Annotated in this window: 21 protein-coding genes; 20 read left to right on the top strand and 1 reads right to left on the bottom strand. The window is 67.8% G+C overall.

The features are described 5' to 3' along the window. Positions 1 to 13 precede the first annotated feature (13 nt). The 20 genes from rplF to glmM all read left to right on the top strand — a co-directional run bounded on the left by rplF (position 14) and on the right by glmM (position 15436). A complete protein-coding gene (gene rplF / locus NLX94_RS35235; RefSeq protein ID WP_254387360.1) occupies positions 14 to 553 on the top strand; it encodes a 50S ribosomal protein L6 in 540 nt (179 codons plus the stop codon). A 2-nt stretch (positions 554 to 555) separates the two neighbouring features. Continuing rightward, positions 556 to 939 (top strand): 50S ribosomal protein L18, encoded by a 384-nt coding sequence (rplR, locus tag NLX94_RS35230; protein ID WP_030008471.1) that lies wholly within the window; start codon positions 556 to 558, stop codon positions 937 to 939. 45 nt (positions 940 to 984) lie between these two features. Next, a complete protein-coding gene (rpsE, locus tag NLX94_RS35225) occupies positions 985 to 1587 on the top strand; it encodes a 30S ribosomal protein S5 (RefSeq protein ID WP_008739695.1) in 603 nt (200 codons plus the stop codon). After that, positions 1587 to 1769 (top strand): 50S ribosomal protein L30, encoded by a 183-nt coding sequence (rpmD, locus tag NLX94_RS35220; protein ID WP_215079434.1) that lies wholly within the window; start codon positions 1587 to 1589, stop codon positions 1767 to 1769. Before rpsE ends, rpmD begins: the two co-directional genes overlap by 1 nt. Before the next feature lie 2 nt (positions 1770 to 1771). Then, entirely contained in the window at positions 1772 to 2227 is a 456-nt protein-coding gene (gene rplO, locus NLX94_RS35215; RefSeq protein WP_254387359.1) for a 50S ribosomal protein L15, read from the top strand. 186 nt (positions 2228 to 2413) lie between these two features. Further along, positions 2414 to 3730, top strand: coding sequence for a preprotein translocase subunit SecY (gene secY, locus NLX94_RS35210; protein ID WP_254387358.1), 1317 nt, complete (start codon positions 2414 to 2416; stop codon positions 3728 to 3730). Then, complete coding sequence (locus NLX94_RS35205) at positions 3730 to 4377, top strand: adenylate kinase (RefSeq protein ID WP_254387357.1); 648 nt, start codon at positions 3730 to 3732, stop codon at positions 4375 to 4377. Before secY ends, NLX94_RS35205 begins: the two co-directional genes overlap by 1 nt. Before the next feature lie 97 nt (positions 4378 to 4474). Continuing rightward, positions 4475 to 5326 carry a type I methionyl aminopeptidase gene (gene map, locus NLX94_RS35200; protein WP_250751465.1) on the top strand — a complete coding sequence of 284 codons (852 nt, stop codon included), beginning with the start codon at positions 4475 to 4477 and terminating at the stop codon, positions 5324 to 5326. Between the two features lie 185 nt (positions 5327 to 5511). Next, positions 5512 to 5733: a translation initiation factor IF-1 gene (infA, locus tag NLX94_RS35195; protein WP_003956442.1), complete on the top strand. Its 222-nt coding sequence runs from the start codon at positions 5512 to 5514 to the stop codon at positions 5731 to 5733. 76 nt (positions 5734 to 5809) lie between these two features. After that, entirely contained in the window at positions 5810 to 5923 is a 114-nt protein-coding gene (rpmJ, locus tag NLX94_RS35190) for a 50S ribosomal protein L36 (RefSeq protein WP_003956441.1), read from the top strand. Positions 5924 to 6123: 200 nt separating this feature from the next. After that, complete coding sequence (gene rpsM, locus NLX94_RS35185; RefSeq protein WP_254387356.1) at positions 6124 to 6504, top strand: 30S ribosomal protein S13; 381 nt, start codon at positions 6124 to 6126, stop codon at positions 6502 to 6504. A gap of 54 nt (positions 6505 to 6558) precedes the next feature. Then, positions 6559 to 6963, top strand: coding sequence for a 30S ribosomal protein S11 (gene rpsK, locus NLX94_RS35180; RefSeq protein ID WP_003956432.1), 405 nt, complete (start codon positions 6559 to 6561; stop codon positions 6961 to 6963). Positions 6964 to 7111: 148 nt separating this feature from the next. Continuing rightward, positions 7112 to 8134 carry a DNA-directed RNA polymerase subunit alpha gene (locus NLX94_RS35175; RefSeq protein ID WP_007265920.1) on the top strand — a complete coding sequence of 341 codons (1023 nt, stop codon included), beginning with the start codon at positions 7112 to 7114 and terminating at the stop codon, positions 8132 to 8134. Positions 8135 to 8272: 138 nt separating this feature from the next. After that, positions 8273 to 8737 (top strand): 50S ribosomal protein L17, encoded by a 465-nt coding sequence (rplQ, locus tag NLX94_RS35170; protein ID WP_250751467.1) that lies wholly within the window; start codon positions 8273 to 8275, stop codon positions 8735 to 8737. Positions 8738 to 8841: 104 nt separating this feature from the next. Continuing rightward, on the top strand, positions 8842 to 9693 hold the full coding sequence (gene truA, locus NLX94_RS35165) for a tRNA pseudouridine(38-40) synthase TruA (RefSeq protein WP_254387355.1): 852 nt from the start codon (positions 8842 to 8844) through the stop codon (positions 9691 to 9693). Between the two features lie 53 nt (positions 9694 to 9746). Then, positions 9747 to 11366, top strand: coding sequence for an ABC-F family ATP-binding cassette domain-containing protein (locus tag NLX94_RS35160; protein ID WP_374684061.1), 1620 nt, complete (start codon positions 9747 to 9749; stop codon positions 11364 to 11366). 66 nt (positions 11367 to 11432) lie between these two features. After that, entirely contained in the window at positions 11433 to 12692 is a 1260-nt protein-coding gene (locus tag NLX94_RS35155; RefSeq protein WP_254387353.1) for a glycosyltransferase family 87 protein, read from the top strand. Positions 12693 to 12936: 244 nt separating this feature from the next. Further along, on the top strand, positions 12937 to 13380 hold the full coding sequence (rplM, locus tag NLX94_RS35150; protein ID WP_254387352.1) for a 50S ribosomal protein L13: 444 nt from the start codon (positions 12937 to 12939) through the stop codon (positions 13378 to 13380). 46 nt (positions 13381 to 13426) lie between these two features. Continuing rightward, positions 13427 to 13945, top strand: coding sequence for a 30S ribosomal protein S9 (gene rpsI / locus NLX94_RS35145; protein ID WP_254387351.1), 519 nt, complete (start codon positions 13427 to 13429; stop codon positions 13943 to 13945). A gap of 132 nt (positions 13946 to 14077) precedes the next feature. Beyond that, positions 14078 to 15436: a phosphoglucosamine mutase gene (gene glmM / locus NLX94_RS35140; RefSeq protein ID WP_254387350.1), complete on the top strand. Its 1359-nt coding sequence runs from the start codon at positions 14078 to 14080 to the stop codon at positions 15434 to 15436. 75 nt (positions 15437 to 15511) lie between these two features. Here glmM and NLX94_RS35135 read toward each other — a convergent pair whose 3' ends face one another. Next, entirely contained in the window at positions 15512 to 16462 is a 951-nt protein-coding gene (locus NLX94_RS35135) for a DUF389 domain-containing protein (protein ID WP_254387349.1), read from the bottom strand. Between the last annotated feature and the right edge of the window lie 84 nt (positions 16463 to 16546).

Genomic DNA, 16546 nt, shown 5'->3' with positions numbered 1-16546 from the left:
CGGAGGAAAAGCAATGTCGCGAATCGGCAAGCTCCCCATCCAGGTTCCCGCCGGTGTGGACGTCACCATCGACGGCCAGGCAGTGGCTGTGAAGGGCCCCAAGGGTTCCCTTTCGCTCACCGTCAAGGCGCCGATCGAGATCGTCAAGGGTGAGGACGGCGTTCTGAACGTCACCCGCCCCAACGACGAGCGTCAGAACAAGGCCCTGCACGGCCTGTCCCGCACGCTGGTGGCGAACATGATCACCGGCGTGACCACGGGTTACGTCAAGGCGCTCGAGATCAGCGGTGTCGGTTACCGCGTCGCCGCGAAGGGCTCCGACCTGGAGTTCCAGCTTGGTTACAGCCACCCGATCCTGATCGAGGCGCCCGAGGGCATCTCCTTCAAGGTCGAGTCGCCCACCAAGTTCTCGGTCGAGGGCATCGACAAGCAGAAGGTCGGCGAGGTCGCCGCCAACATCCGCAAGCTGCGGAAGCCCGACCCGTACAAGGCCAAGGGTGTCAAGTACGCCGGCGAAGTCATCCGCCGCAAGGTCGGAAAGGCTGGTAAGTAGCCATGGCATACGGTGTAAAGATCGCCAAGGGCGACGCGTACAAGCGTGCCGCCAAGGCTCGCCGCCACATCCGCATCCGCAAGAACGTCTCGGGTACGGCGGAGCGTCCGCGCCTCGTCGTGACGCGTTCCAACCGCAACATCGTTGCTCAGGTCATCGACGACCTCCAGGGTCACACCCTGGCGTCGGCGTCGACCCTGGACGCTTCGATCCGCGGTGGCGAAGGCGACAAGAGCTCGCAGGCCCAGGCCGTCGGCGCACTCGTCGCCGAGCGTGCCAAGGCTGCGGGTGTCGAGACCGTCGTGTTCGACCGCGGTGGCAACCGATACGCCGGGCGCATTGCCGCTCTGGCTGACGCCGCCCGCGAAGCCGGGCTGAAGTTCTAAGCCCCGGTTCCGGGACTCACGGACGTAACAGAGAGAGGTAATCCAATGGCTGGACCCCAGCGCCGCGGAAGCGGTGCCGGTGGCGGCGAGCGGCGGGACCGGAAGGGTCGCGACGGTGGCCCTGCCGCCGAGAAGACCGCTTACGTTGAGCGCGTTGTCGCGATCAACCGCGTCGCCAAGGTTGTCAAGGGTGGTCGCCGCTTCAGCTTCACCGCGCTGGTCGTGGTGGGCGACGGTGACGGCACTGTAGGTGTCGGTTACGGCAAGGCCAAGGAAGTTCCCGCGGCCATCGCCAAGGGTGTCGAGGAAGCCAAGAAGTCCTTCTTCAAGGTTCCGCGCATCCAGGGCACCATTCCTCACCCGATCACGGGCGAGCGCGCCGCGGGCGTCGTGCTGCTGAAGCCGGCCGCCCCTGGTACCGGTGTTATCGCCGGTGGCCCGGTGCGCGCCGTTCTGGAGTGCGCCGGCGTTCACGACATCCTGTCGAAGTCGCTCGGCTCTTCCAACGCGATCAACATCGTGCACGCGACCGTGGCGGCCCTCAAGGGCCTGCAGCGTCCCGAGGAGATCGCGGCTCGCCGTGGTCTGCCCCTCGAGGACGTCGCTCCCGCGGCTCTGCTCCGTGCGCGTGCTGGGGCGGGTGCGTAATGGCTCGTCTCAAGGTCACGCAGGTCAAGTCGTACATCGGTAGCAAGCAGAACCACCGCGACACGCTGCGTTCGCTCGGGCTCAAGCGCCTGAACGACGTCGTCGTCAAGGAGGACCGCCCCGAGTTCCGCGGAATGGTTCACACCGTCCGCCACCTCGTGACGGTTGAGGAGGTTGACTAATCATGGCTGAGAACAGCCCGCTGAAGGCCCACAACCTCCGTCCCGCCCCCGGTGCCAAGACCGCGAAGACCCGTGTCGGTCGTGGTGAGGCGTCGAAGGGTAAGACGGCCGGTCGTGGTACGAAGGGCCAGAAGGCCCGTTACCAGATCCCGCAGCGCTTCGAGGGTGGGCAGATGCCCCTCCACATGCGTCTGCCGAAGCTCAAGGGCTTCAAGAACCCGTTCCGCACCGAGTTCCAGGTCGTGAACCTGGACAAGCTCGGCGCTCTCTACCCCGAGGGTGGAGAAGTCACGGTGGCCGACCTGGTCGCCAAGGGCGCGGTTCGCAAGAACAGCCTCGTCAAGGTCCTGGGCCAGGGCGAGATCTCCGTGGCGCTGCAGGTTTCGGTTGACGCCGTCTCCGGCTCCGCCAAGGAGAAGATTGCCGCCGCTGGTGGCTCTGTGACCGAGCTCGTCTAAGACGAACTCAGTGACAAATAGCTAGAAACCCGACCGGGGATGCCTCACATATGGGGCATCCCCGGTTGGTCGTTCCATGGGAGGTGCAGACGCCGGTAAGGTGGCCTGCACCTTTGCTTGTACACATTCGTCGATCCCTCAGACCGTCACCTCTGACGCAGTAGCGCGGGGGTCGCAGGAGGCACCGTGCTCACCGCGTTCGCCCGGGCGTTCAAGACGCCCGACCTGCGCAAGAAGCTGCTTTTCACGCTCGCCATGATCGTGCTGTACCGACTCGGATCGCACATCCCGGTACCCGGTGTGAGCTACAAGAACGTTCAGATCTGTGTGGACCAGATGGGGGCAGGCAACAACAGCCTCTTCGGTCTGGTCAACATGTTCAGCGGTGGCGCGCTGCTCCAGATCACGATCTTTGCGCTCGGCATCATGCCGTACATCACGGCGAGCATCATCCTGCAGCTGCTGACCGTGGTCATCCCGAAGCTGGAGAACCTCAAAAAAGAGGGACAGTCCGGCACGGCGAAGATCACTCAGTACACGCGCTATCTGACGGTCGCGCTCGCGATCCTGCAGGGCACCGGCCTCGTCGCCACCGCCCGCAGCGGCGCCCTCTTCCAGGGCTGCATGGTCAAGGACCAGATCGTCCCCGACCGTTCGATCTTCACGACCGTCGTCATGGTGGTCACCATGACCGCCGGTACCTGCCTCGTCATGTGGCTCGGTGAGCTCATCACCGACCGGGGCATCGGCAACGGCATGTCGATCCTGATGTTCATCTCGATCGCCGCAGGCTTCGTCGGCTCCCTGTGGGCCATCAAGGAGCAGGGCAAGATCGCGGACGGCTGGGTCGAGTTCGGCGTCGTCATGCTGGTCGGCCTCGCGATGGTGGGCCTGGTGGTCTTCGTCGAGCAGGCGCAGCGGCGGATTCCGGTCCAGTACGCGAAGCGCATGATCGGCCGGCGTGCCTACGGCGGTACCTCGACCTACATCCCGCTCAAGGTGAACCAGGCGGGCATCATCCCCGTCATCTTCGCCTCGTCGCTGCTCTACATCCCGGCGCTGGTCGTGCAGTTCAGCGGTTCCACCGCGGGCTGGGCCACCTGGATCCAGAAGCACTTCGTCAAGGGCGACCACCCGTACTACATCGCGGTGTACTTCCTCCTGATCGTCTTCTTCGCGTTCTTCTACGTGGCGATCTCGTTCAACCCCGAGGAAGTTGCAGACAACATGAAGAAGTATGGTGGGTTCATTCCGGGCATCCGCGCCGGTCGGCCTACCGCCGAGTACCTCAGCTACGTACTCAACCGGATCACCTGGCCGGGGTCGCTGTACCTGGGTCTGATCGCTCTTGTGCCGACGATGGCGTTGGCCGGCTTCGGAGCGAACCAGAACTTCCCGTTCGGCGGGACGAGCATCCTGATCATCGTGGGTGTGGGTCTGGAAACCGTGAAGCAGATCGAGAGCCAGCTCCAGCAGCGTAATTACGAAGGGTTCCTCCGCTGATGCGAATCGTCCTCGTCGGCCCGCCGGGTGCGGGCAAGGGAACGCAGGCGACTGTGCTTGCCGAAACCTTGTCGATCCCGCACATCTCCACGGGCGACCTGTTCCGGGCCAACATCAGCCAGGGAACCGAGCTCGGCCGGCGTGCGAAGGCGTTCATGGACGCGGGTGACCTCGTCCCGGACGAGATCACCATCGGCATGGCCAAGGACCGCATGGAGCAGGCGGACGCCGCCGGCGGCTTCCTGCTCGACGGTTTCCCGCGCAACGTCTCCCAGGCGGAAGCCCTGGACGAGATGCTGAAGACCGCGGGCATGAACCTCGACGCCGTCCTCGACCTGGAGGTCGAGGAGGACGAGGTCGTCAAGCGCCTCGCCGGCCGCCGCACCTGCCGCAAGGACAGCTCGCACATCTTCCACGTGGCCTACCGCCCGTCGAAGGTCGAGGGCATCTGCGACATCGACGGCGGCGAGCTGTACGTGCGCGAGGACCAGACCGAGGACGCCGTGCGCAACCGGCTGGAGGTCTACCACACCCAGACCGAGCCGATCATCGACTACTACAAGGCCCAGGGCCTCGTGTCGACGATCCCCGCTCTGGGTGAGGTCAAGGACGTCACGCAGCGCGCGATGGACGCCCTGAAGAAGTAGCGAACCAGTTCCTCTGCAGTGCAGCCCGGCCGCGGTGTCCCCAGGACGCCGCGGCCGTACTGTTGAAAGACCCGAATCCGAAGGTGGCAGGTACGTCATGGTCCAGATCAAGACCCCCGAGCAGATCGCGAAGATGCGTGAGGCGGGACTGGTCGTCGCTGCGATCCACGCGGCGACCCGTGAGGCGGCCGTGCCGGGCGCCACGACGCGGGATCTGGACATGGTGGCCCGCAAGGTCATCGCGGACGCCGGTGCCAAGTCGAACTTCCTCGGCTACGGCGGCTTCCCCGCGACCATCTGCACCTCGGTCAACGAGGTCGTGGTCCACGGCATCCCCGACGACAAGACGGTCCTCAAGGACGGCGACATCATCTCGATCGACGCCGGCGCGATCGTCGACGGCTGGCACGGCGACGCCGCGTACACCGCCTTCGTGGGCTCTGGACACGCCCCTGAGCTCGTGGAGCTCTCCCGGGTGACCGAAGAGTCCATGTGGGCCGGGATCGCCGCCATGAAGCTCGGCAACCGCCTCGTGGACATCTCGAAGGCGATCGAGACCTACATCAAGCGGCAGCCGCGTCCGACCACGGGCGAGCACAGCCTCGGCAAGTTCGGGATCATCGAGGACTACGGCGGCCACGGCATCGGTTCCGAGATGCACATGGACCCGCACCTGCTGAACTACGTCTCGCGCAAGCGGGGCAAGGGCATCAAGCTCGTCCCGGGCCTGTGCCTGGCGATCGAGCCGATGGTCTCCCTGGGCACCGCCCAGACGGAGGTCCTGGCGGACGACTGGACGGTCATCACCACGGACGGCACCTGGTCCTCGCACTGGGAGCACTCCATCGCCCTGACCGAGGAGGGACCGATCGTCCTGACCTCCCCGGACTGCGGCAAGGCGAAGCTGGCGGAGTACGGCGTCACGACGGCGCCGGACCCGCTGGGCTGAGCCGGGGTCGGCCCGGCTGGGCCGACCGGTATGGGCAGGATTGATGATCTATCCTGTAGGGCACACTTTCCGGATTCGTCTTTCAGTGGGCCCTGACGTAGACTGACTCGTCGGCTCCTTTGCACCCGCATGTCCTCATGCGAAGGCAGGGAGCTGATCAAGGTAGCCGATTCGAAAGGCGAAGCGTGGCCAAGAAGCAAGGTGCCATCGAAATCGAGGGCACCGTGATCGAGTCCCTCCCGAACGCGATGTTCAAGGTGGAACTCCAGAACGGTCACAAGGTCCTCGCGCACATCAGCGGCAAGATGCGCATGCACTACATCCGCATCCTCCCTGATGACCGGGTCGTCGTGGAGCTCTCTCCGTACGACCTGACGCGTGGCCGGATCGTCTACCGATACAAGTAGATCTTGTCTTCACTCCCGTCCGGACATCCTGTCCCGACGCGCGGGTGGTGGCACTGACCCGGAGAACCTCACCAACATGAAGGTCAAGCCGAGCGTCAAGAAGATCTGCGACAAGTGCAAGGTGATCCGCCGTCACGGCCGGGTCATGGTCATCTGCGACAACCTGCGCCACAAGCAGCGCCAGGGCTGACGCACGCCGACCGACCTGCACTACGCAGTTCTTCGCGCGACGTAAGAAAACGTACATACGCAGAACCCGCCTAGCCCCGACCAGGGCCGGCGGCACCTCCGGCGGGGGCCGGGGACCCGGACGTACCACCACCCATCAGGTGTGGTCGGCGGCCGGGGTTCGGTTCTGCTGAAGACCCCCGAACACACAGGAGCCATTGAATGGCACGCGTTTCCGGTGTTGACATCCCGCGCGAAAAGCGTGTGGAGATCGCACTCACCTACGTCTTCGGTGTCGGTCGCACCCGGTCCAAGGAAATCCTTGCGGCCACCGGTGTGAACCCGAACACCCGCGTTCGTGACCTGGCCGAAGAGGACCTGGTCAAGATCCGCGAGTACGTGGACGCCAACCTCCGCACCGAGGGTGACCTCCGCCGCGAGATCCAGGCCGACATCCGCCGCAAGGTCGAGATCCAGTGCTACCAGGGTGTTCGCCACCGTCGTGGCCTGCCCGTGCACGGTCAGCGCACCAGCACGAACGCCCGTACCCGCAAGGGTCCGCGTCGCGCGATCGCCGGTAAGAAGAAGCCGGGCAAGAAGTAGTCCTGTTCAGCGGTCTTGCGCTGTAGGACCGACCACCTCCCGTAGGAGATTTAGATGCCCCCCAAGGGTCGTCAGGGCGCTGCCAAGAAGGTGCGCCGCAAGGAAAAGAAGAACGTCGCTCACGGGCACGCCCACATCAAGAGCACGTTCAACAACACCATCGTTTCGATCACCGACCCCTCGGGCAACGTGATCTCCTGGGCCTCCGCCGGCCACGTCGGCTTCAAGGGCTCGCGCAAGTCCACCCCCTTCGCCGCGCAGATGGCCGCCGAGTCGGCCGCCCGTCGCGCGCAGGAGCACGGCATGCGCAAGGTCGACGTCTTCGTCAAGGGTCCCGGCTCCGGCCGTGAGACCGCGATCCGCTCCCTGCAGGCCACTGGCCTGGAGGTCGGCTCGATCCAGGACGTCACCCCCACCCCGCACAACGGCTGCCGTCCGCCGAAGCGCCGCCGCGTCTGACGCAGCGGGCGCACTTGTGCGTCTTTGAGTGTTCGGGCGGTACGAACCCCTCGCGGGGGACGTACCGCCCGTACCCTTGTAGTCCGCGGTCTTCGGACCGCACCCGTCGGGCGTCAAATAGTGGGCGTCCACGAATGAAGGAATCCACATGCTTATCGCTCAGCGTCCCTCGCTGACCGAAGAGGTCGTAGACGAGTACCGCTCGCGGTTCGTGATCGAGCCGCTGGAGCCGGGCTTCGGCTACACCCTCGGCAACTCGCTCCGCCGCACGCTCCTGTCCTCGATCCCGGGTGCCGCTGTCACCAGCATCCGCGTGGACGGCGTCCTGCACGAGTTCACCACCGTGCCGGGTGTCAAGGAAGACGTCACCGACATCATCCTCAACATCAAGCAGCTGGTCGTCTCCTCGGAGCACGACGAGCCGGTCGTGATGTACCTGCGCAAGCAGGGTCCCGGCCTGGTCACCGCTGCCGACATCGCGCCCCCGGCCGGTGTCGAGGTGCACAACCCGGACCTGGTCCTCGCCACGCTCAACGGCAAGGGCAAGCTGGAGATGGAGCTGACCGTCGAGCGCGGTCGCGGCTACGTCTCCGCCGTCCAGAACAAGCAGCTGGGCCAGGAGATCGGCCGCATCCCGGTCGACTCCATCTACAGCCCGGTCCTCAAGGTCACCTACAAGGTCGAGGCGACCCGAGTCGAGCAGCGCACCGACTTCGACAAGCTGATCGTCGACGTCGAGACCAAGCAGGCCATGCGCCCGCGCGACGCCATGGCGTCCGCCGGTAAGACCCTGGTCGAGCTGTTCGGTCTGGCCCGCGAGCTCAACATCGACGCCGAGGGCATCGACATGGGCCCCTCGCCGACGGACGCGGCCCTGGCCGCCGACCTGGCGCTGCCGATCGAGGAGCTCGAGCTCACCGTTCGGTCGTACAACTGCCTCAAGCGCGAGGGCATCCACTCCGTGGGTGAGCTCGTCGCCCGCTCCGAGGCCGACCTGCTCGACATCCGCAACTTCGGTGCGAAGTCGATCGACGAGGTCAAGGCGAAGCTGGCCGGCATGGGCCTGGCCCTCAAGGACAGCCCGCCCGGATTCGACCCGACCGCCGCCGCCGACGCGTTTGGCGCCGACGACGACGCGGACGCGGGTTTCGTCGAGACCGAGCAGTACTGATTCATCCCGTCGCCGGCGGCTGAGGTCTTTGGCCTCAAACGCCGGCCGGGCTTGATTTGAACTTTCCCGCGGCATCCGCCCCGGGGGAACTGACACCGGTACCTGACACGGCCGGTGCAGATATGAAGGAGTAAGACCATGCCGCGTCCCGCAAAGGGTGCCCGTCTGGGCGGCAGCGCCGCGCACGAGAAGCACCTCCTCGCGAACCTCGCGAAGTCGCTCTTCGAGCACGGCCGCATCACCACCACCGAGGCCAAGGCCCGTCGCCTGCGTCCCTACGCCGAGCGTCTGGTGACCAAGGCCAAGAAGGGCGACATCCACAACCGTCGCCTGGTGCTGCAGACGATCACGGACAAGAGCATCGTGCACACGCTGTTCACCGAGATCGCCCCGCGCTACGAGAACCGCCCCGGTGGTTACACGCGCATCACCAAGATCGGCAACCGTCGTGGCGACAACGCCCCGATGGCCGTGATCGAGCTGGTCGAGGCCCTTACGGTCGCCCAGCAGGCCACTGGTGAGGCCGAGGCCGCCACCAAGCGCGCCGTGAAGGAGGCGGAGGCCGCCGAGGCTCCCGCCGCCGAGGAGACCAAGGAGGCCTGATCCCGCTTCGGGATCAAGCTGAACGGCTCTGAACGGGCCCGCCCCCTTCCGGGGCGGGCCCGTTCTGCGTTCCCGCCGAAGACGCGGGTGAGAGGATCTGTCACGTGAGTGACGAGGTGGAGCCCGGGCACGTCCGGGTCAGGCTGGACCTGAGTTACGACGGCAAGGACTTCTCCGGCTGGGCGAAGCAGCGGGTGCTGCGGACCGTCCAGGGGGAGCTGGAGTCGGCGCTGCAGACCGTGATGCGGCTGCCCGACCCGGTGGAGCTGACCGTCGCCGGCCGGACCGATGCCGGCGTGCACGCGCGCGGGCAGGTCGCGCAGTTCGACGTACGCGATGAGGTGTGGGCCGAGCACCAGGACAAGCTGCTGCGCCGCCTCGCCGGACGGCTGCCGCACGACGTCCGGGTGTGGAAGGCCGCCGAGGCACCCGCCGGCTTCAACGCGCGGTTCTCCGCGATCTGGCGCCGCTACGCCTACCGCGTGGGCGACCACCAGGCCGGCGTGGACCCGCTGCGCCGCGGGCACGTGCTCTGGTACCAGTGGCCGCTCGACGTGGACGCCATGAACGAGGCCGCCGCCAGTCTGGTCGGGGAGCACGACTTCGCCGCGTACTGCAAGAAGCGCGAGGGGGCCACGACCATCCGCACCCTCCAGCAGCTCAGCTGGGAGCGGGACGCGGAGGGGATCATCACCGCGACCGTGCGCGCCGACGCCTTCTGCCACAACATGGTCCGCTCGCTGGTCGGGGCCCTGCTCCACGTCGGCGACGGCCACCGGACCACCGACTGGCCCGGCAAGGTGCTGGCCGCGGCCGTACGGGACTCCTCGGTGCACGTGGTCAAGCCGCACGGGCTGACCCTGGAGGAGGTCGGCTACCCGGCCGACGAGCTGCTGGCCGCGCGGAGCAAGGAAGCGCGCAACATGCGGACCCTCCCCGGAGCCGGCTGCTGCTGAGCCGGGGCTAATCCGTTTGGGCGGATCGGCGCCGGACCTGGACAATGCCCCGCATGGGACATCTCGAAGCCAGCCACCTGGAGTACTACCTTCCCGACGGGCGGGTCCTGCTCCCCGACGTCTCCTTCCGGGTGGGGGAGGGGTCGGTCGTCGCCCTGGTCGGGGCGAACGGGGCCGGCAAGACCACGTTGCTGAAGATGATCGCCGGCGAGCTCAAGCCGCACGGCGGCGGCGTCACCGTCAGCGGCGGGCTCGGTGTGATGTCGCAGTTCGTGGGCTCGGTCCGGGACGAGACGACCGTACGGGACCTGCTGGTCTCGGTGGCCCAGCCGCAGATCCGGGAGGCCGCCAAGGCGGTGGACCGGGCCGAGCAGCTGATCCTGACGGTGGACGACGAAGCCGCCCAGATGAGTTACGCGCAGGCGCTCAGCGACTGGGCCGACGTGCAGGGCTACGAGGCGGAGACGCTGTGGGACGTCTGCACGATGGCCGCGCTGGCGATCCCGTACGACTCGGCGCAGTTCCGCGAGGTCCGCACGCTCTCGGGCGGTGAGCAGAAGCGGCTCGTACTGGAGGCGCTGCTGCGCGGGCCGGACGAGGTGCTGCTGCTCGACGAGCCGGACAACTACCTGGACGTCCCGGGCAAGCGGTGGCTGGAGGAGCAGCTGGCGGCCACGCGCAAGACGGTGCTCTTCGTCAGCCACGACCGGGAGCTGCTGACCCAGGCCGCCGAGAAGATCATCAGCCTGGAGGCGAGCCCGAACGGCTCCGACGTCTGGGTGCACGGCGAGGGCTTCGGCACCTTCCACGCCGCCCGCAAGGAGCGCTTCGCACGCTTCGAGGAGCTCAAGCGGCGCTGGGACGAGGAGCACGCCCGGCTGAAGGCCCTGGTGCTGCGACTGCGCGGCCAGGCCGCGAGCAGCCCCGACATGGCCTCCCGGTACCACGCGATGCAGACCCGCTTCAAGCGGTTCGAGGACGCCGGCCCGCCGCCGGAGCCGCCGCGCGAGCAGGACATCAAGATGCGCCTGAAGGGCGGCCGTACGGGCGTGCGCGCGCTCACCGTCGAGAACCTGGAGCTGACGGGGCTGATGAAGCCCTTCTCGCTGGAGGTCTTCTACGGGGAGCGGGTCGCGGTCCTCGGCTCGAACGGCTCGGGCAAGTCCCACTTCCTGCGGCTGATGGCAGGGGAGGACGTCAAGCACACGGGGACGTGGAAGCTCGGCGCCCGCGTGGTGCCCGGCCACTTCGCGCAGACGCACGCGCACCCGGAGCTCTTCGGCCGCACCCTCGTCGACATCCTGTGGACGGAGGCCGCGAAGCCGCTCGGCCAGGCGATGGGCGCCCTGCGCCGGTACGAGCTGGAGCGGCAGGCCGAGCAGCCCTTCGAGAAGCTCTCGGGCGGCCAGCAGGCACGTTTCCAGATCCTGCTGCTGGAGCTGGCGGGAACGACGGCGCTGCTGCTCGACGAGCCCACGGACAACCTCGACCTGGAGTCGGCGGAAGCGCTGCAGGACGGGCTGGAGGCGTACGAGGGCACTGTGTTGTGCGTCACGCACGACCGGTGGTTCGCCCGCACATTTGACCGTTACCTGGTCTTCGGTTCAGACGGTGTTGTGCGGGAGACTACGGAGCCCGTCTGGGACGAACGTAGGGTCGAGCGGAAGCGCTAGGGGGAGACCGCCCCCGGCCTGGGTCGAGGGGACTTAGTTGTGGGGCTGCGGCCGAGTGTCTGGGTCATGAAGTGGGACAGCCCGTCCTCCTGGGACCGGGGGGTGGCCTGGCTGCTGCGGCCGGCGCCCCGGTCCTGGCGGTTCGTGGGCCTGGTGATCCTGCTGTCGGTGGCGGTCTCGGCGAGCCTGCGGGTGAACTGGGGCTCGGACAACGCCTTCGTGGTCAAGGCCGCCGACGCCCTGCTCGCCGGGGTCTCCCCGTACGAGGACAAGCGGTTCCTCTACCTGCCCAGCGCCGTGATCATGGCGATCCCCGAGGCCCTGCTGCCGGCGCCGCTGCTGCGCTGCGTGCTGCCGCTGGGGATGACCGGGCTCGTCGGCCTCGGCTGGTGGGCCTCGCTGCGGCTGTTCTCGGTACCGGTGCGCTCGCGGTTCGCGGTCGGCGGTTTCGGACTGTTCGCCCTCGCCTACAAGCCGTACATCAACCTCGTGCTGATCGGGAACTGGACGGCCATCTCGGCCGCCGCCCTGCCCGTGGCGCTGCTGCTGGCGCACCGCAAGCACTGGGCCGCCGCCGGGCTGGTGGTGGGCCTGGCCATCGCGTGCAAGCCGATGCTGGTTCCGGTCGGGCTGCTCTTCCTCCTGGCCCGGCAGTGGCGGGGGCTGGCCCTGGCGGCGGGCGTCCCGGTGGCGCTGTCGCTGGCGGGCGCGCTGATGATGCCGCACCCGACGCTGTTCTTCACCAAGACCCTGCCCTTCCTGCTGCAGGGCCAGGATTCCTACGCGCTGCCCTGGGACGCCTCGCCGATCGCGGCGCTGCCGCGGCTGGGGGTGCCCGCGCCGCTGGCGGTGCTGCTGGCCTTCGCGGGGGCCGGGTGCGGGCTGTGGGCGGCCTGGCGGCGGTGGCGCCGGCCCGTGGCGGTGGACGGCGACGAGGGTGAGCTGAGGCTGGTGGAGACGGCCTGCATGGTGATGCTCGCCGCATTCCTGGTGTCGCGGCCCTCCTTCGACCACTACCTGATCGTGGTGCTCCCGCTGCTGCTGGCCTCGGGGGTGCGGGCGGGCTCGATGCCGCGCTCGCCCTGGTTCTGGGTGGCCCTGGTGCCCCAGACGGCGGGCATCCCGTGGCCCTCGGAGTTCGTGGCCAAGAGGCGGGCATTCCGGGACATGGTGACCCTGTGCATGCTCGCCGGACTGCTGGCGCGTCGAGCACTGCGCCCGATCCGGGTTACTCTGGATCCCGTAACAACTGCGGGGTCCCCACCCAGGACCGAACCGGAGTGCGCCGCGACGCCAGCTCAAACGGCTTCGCGGACCGCGTTTTGACCCGTACGGGTCCATCTGGGTACTCTGCTGGTTTGTTATGCGTATTGGCTTTCTCATTCTCACGTGAAAGGGCCTTGCGCCGGTCCACCGGACCGATGACCAGCAGTTCAAACAGTTCGCACGGGCTTGGTCCCTGTCGCGAACGAGGGCTGTCGTGATCGTCCGTGGTGACCCTGTCAGGACCCTTCCCGCGGGGCTAGCGCCCTATGGGATGACCCACCACTGAAGAAGCGAAGGCATACGCGTGCGTACGTTCAGCCCCAAGCCCGGCGACATCTCGCGCCAGTGGCACGTCATTGACGCCCAGGACGTCGTCCTCGGCCGTCTGGCGACCCAGGCCGCTACCCTCCTGCGGGGTAAGCACAAGCCGACCTACGCCCCCCACATGGACATGGGCGACTTCGTCATCATCATCAACGCCGACAAGGTTCACCTGTCCGGCAACAAGGCGACCCAGAAGATGGCGTACCGCCACTCCGGCTTCCCGGGTGGTCTGCGTTCGGTCCGCTACGACGACCTCCTGGCGAACAACCCGGAGAAGGCCGTCGAGAAGGCCATCAAGGGCATGATCCCCAAGAACACCCTGGGCCGTCAGATTCTCTCGAAGCTGAAGGTCTACTCGGGCGATGTGCACCCCCACGCTGCTCAGCAGCCGGTGCCGTTCGAGATCACCCAGGTCGCGCAGTAGTTCCGGCCACCACACCCCCTAAGACAAGAAACTTCTGAGGAGCATCGTGGCCGAGACCACCGCCGAGACTGTCGTCGAAGAGTTCGAGGGCAACGTCGAGGAGTACACCAGCGAGTCTGAGGTCGTCGCCGAGGGCGACTACACCTCCGAGTCCCTTGCCGGTCGCTTCGGTGACCCCCAGCCGGCCGCCGGCCTGGGCCGTCGCAAGAACGCCATTGCCCGCGTCCGGATCGTTCCGGGCACCGGCAAGTGGAAGATCAACGGTCGCACCCTTGAGGACTACTTCCCCAACAAGGTGCACCAGCAGGAAGTCAACGAGCCCTTCAAGCTCCTCGAGCTCGACGGCCGCTACGACGTCATCGCCCGCATCTCGGGTGGCGGCGTGTCCGGCCAGGCCGGCGCCCTGCGCCTCGGCGTGGCCCGTGCGCTGAACGAGGCGGACGTGGACAACAACCGCCCGGCGCTGAAGAAGGCCGGCTTCCTCTCCCGCGACGACCGTGCGGTCGAGCGCAAGAAGGCCGGTCTCAAGAAGGCCCGCAAGGCTCCGCAGTACAGCAAGCGTTAATCACGCCCGCTGTTCAGCACGATTCCGCCCCGGCAGCACTCTGTGTGCTGCCGGGGCGGTTCGTTTACCGCCAAAAGCGGCAAATAATTGGCACAACTGCTCACAGCGAAGTGTGAACTCGGGAGGACAACAGTGGGACGACTCTTCGGGACGGACGGTGTACGGGGCGTCGCCAACGCGGATCTGACGGCCGAGCTCGCGCTCGGTCTCTCCGTGGCGGCCGCGCACGTACTGGCCGAGGCGGGAACCTTCGCGGGCCACCGGGCCACCGCGGTGGTCGGCCGGGACCCCCGGGCCTCGGGCGAGTTCCTGGAGGCCGCAGTCGTCGCGGGCCTCGCGAGCGCGGGCGTGGACGTCCTGCGCGTCGGTGTGCTGCCCACCCCGGCGGTGGCGTATCTCACCGGTGCGCTGGGCGCCGACCTCGGTGTCATGCTCTCGGCCAGCCACAACGCCATGCCCGACAACGGCATCAAGTTCTTCGCGCGCGGCGGTCACAAGCTCGCCGACGAGCTGGAGGACCGGATCGAGACGGTCTACGAGGACCACCGCACCGGTGCTCCCTGGGACCGCCCGACGGGCGCAGGCGTGGGCCGGGTCTCCGACTACACCGAGGGCTTCGACAAGTACGTCGCCCACCTCATGGGTGTCCTGCCCAACCGTCTCGACGGGCTCAAGGTCGTCCTGGACGAGGCGCACGGCGCGGCCGCCTACGTCTCGCCCGAGGCCTTCACCCGGGCCGGCGCGGAGATCGTCACGATCGGTGCCGAGCCCGACGGCCTGAACATCAACGACGGCTGCGGCTCCACCCACCTCGGTCTGCTGAAGCAGGCCGTCGTCGCGCACGGGGCCGACCTCGGCATCGCGCACGACGGGGACGCCGACCGCTGCCTCGCCGTGGACGCGAACGGCGAGGAGGTCGACGGGGACCAGATCCTCGCCGTGCTCGCGCTGGCGATGCGCGAGGCCGGGCACCTGCGCGAGGACACCGTCGTCGCCACCGTGATGTCGAACCTGGGCTTCAAGCTGGCCATGGAGTCCGAGGGCATCAACGTCGTGCAGACGGGCGTCGGCGACCGGTACGTCCTGGAGTCGATGAAGCAGCACGGGTACGCGCTGGGCGGCGAGCAGTCCGGCCACGTGATCATCCTCGACCACGCCACCACCGGCGATGGCACCCTGACCGGTCTCATGCTGGCGGCCCGCATCGCGGCCACCGGCAAGCCGCTGGCCGAGCTGACCGGGGTCATGACGCGGCTCCCGCAGGTCCTGGTCAACGTCCCCGACGTGGACAAGTCGCGGGTCACCACCTCGGGCGAGCTGGCCGCGGCCGTCGCCGAGGCGGAGCGGGAGCTCGGCACGACCGGACGCGTACTGCTCCGTTCGTCGGGCACGGAGCCCCTCGTACGGGTGATGGTGGAGGCCGCCGACATCGAGCAGGCCCGCGCCGTCGCGGGGCGCCTCGCGGACGTGGTGAAGTCGGCGCTCGGCTAGGGCCCGCCCGCAGGTCATGACAGCGGCCCCGCGCTACGAAGCTCCGTAGCGCGGGGCCGTCGTCGTCGTGCGGGCTCAGGCCTTGGGCGCCGTACGCCGCCAGTGGCCGCGCTGGGTGCGCCACAGGGCCTTCTGGCCGAGCAGGGTCAGGACGCCGGCCAGCATGATGCCGAAGAGGTTCAGCAGGAGCTGTTCCATCGAGCCCCACATCTGGCCGAACTCGCCGTAGCTGAGGGCCACGGCCGCGTTGGCGGCGGCCGGGACGGTGGTCACCGAGATCGCGACGCCGACCAGGGCGCCGGACTTCGCCGAGGTCAGGGAGAGCACGCCGGCGATGCCGGCGAGCACGGCGACCACGAACGAGAACAGGTCCGGCTGCCAGATGAAGCTGGTGTTGGGGCGGGGCTTGTCCAGCATTCCCGGCTGGAACAGCCCGAGCGCGTCCATGACCAGGCTGAAGACGGTGGTCGCGGCCATCGCGGCGGCGAAACCCACCAGCAGGGCGATCAGCGAGCGGGCGGCCAGCTTGGGGGCGCGCTGCACCACGGCGGTGCAGACGCCGGCGAGCGGGCCGAACTCCGGGCCGACCGCCATCGCGCCGACGATGAGGATGGCGTTGTCGAGGACCACGCCGCAGGCCGCGATCATCGTCGCGACGATCATGAAGGCGCTGTAGGTGATGGTGAGGGTGGACTCCTCGTGGGTCGCCTCGCTCAGCTGCTCCCACAGCACGGCGTCGGCGGCCTCGCCCGGGGCCTCCTCCTCGGCGCGGTCGGCGCGGTCCGAGAGGGACAGGTCGATGTTCTCGACGGCGATCGACCCGTCCTTGTCGATGCCGAGCCCCCGGAGCTCGTGCAGGAGCTCGTCGCCCGCCTCGCGCGCGACGTCGCACAGCACGATGTCGCCCTCGGGGATGCGGGCGGCTCCGGGCAGCACCGCCAGATGGGTGGTGCCGACCGTCCCCTCGATGATCCGGACCACGGCGTCGGTCCGGTCGGCCGGAATGATCATCCGTAGATGCAGCATGGCCGCACCCTAGATGAGTCATTCCGAATGATCAGTGGTCGTAGGCGACCAGTGATCGTGTGACGGGCTGGCGGGTCTTGTGGT

This window comes from Streptomyces sp. TBY4 (assembly GCF_024213195.1).
Classification (GTDB): domain Bacteria; phylum Actinomycetota; class Actinomycetes; order Streptomycetales; family Streptomycetaceae; genus Streptomyces.
This window is presented reverse-complemented; position numbering and strand designations above follow the sequence as displayed.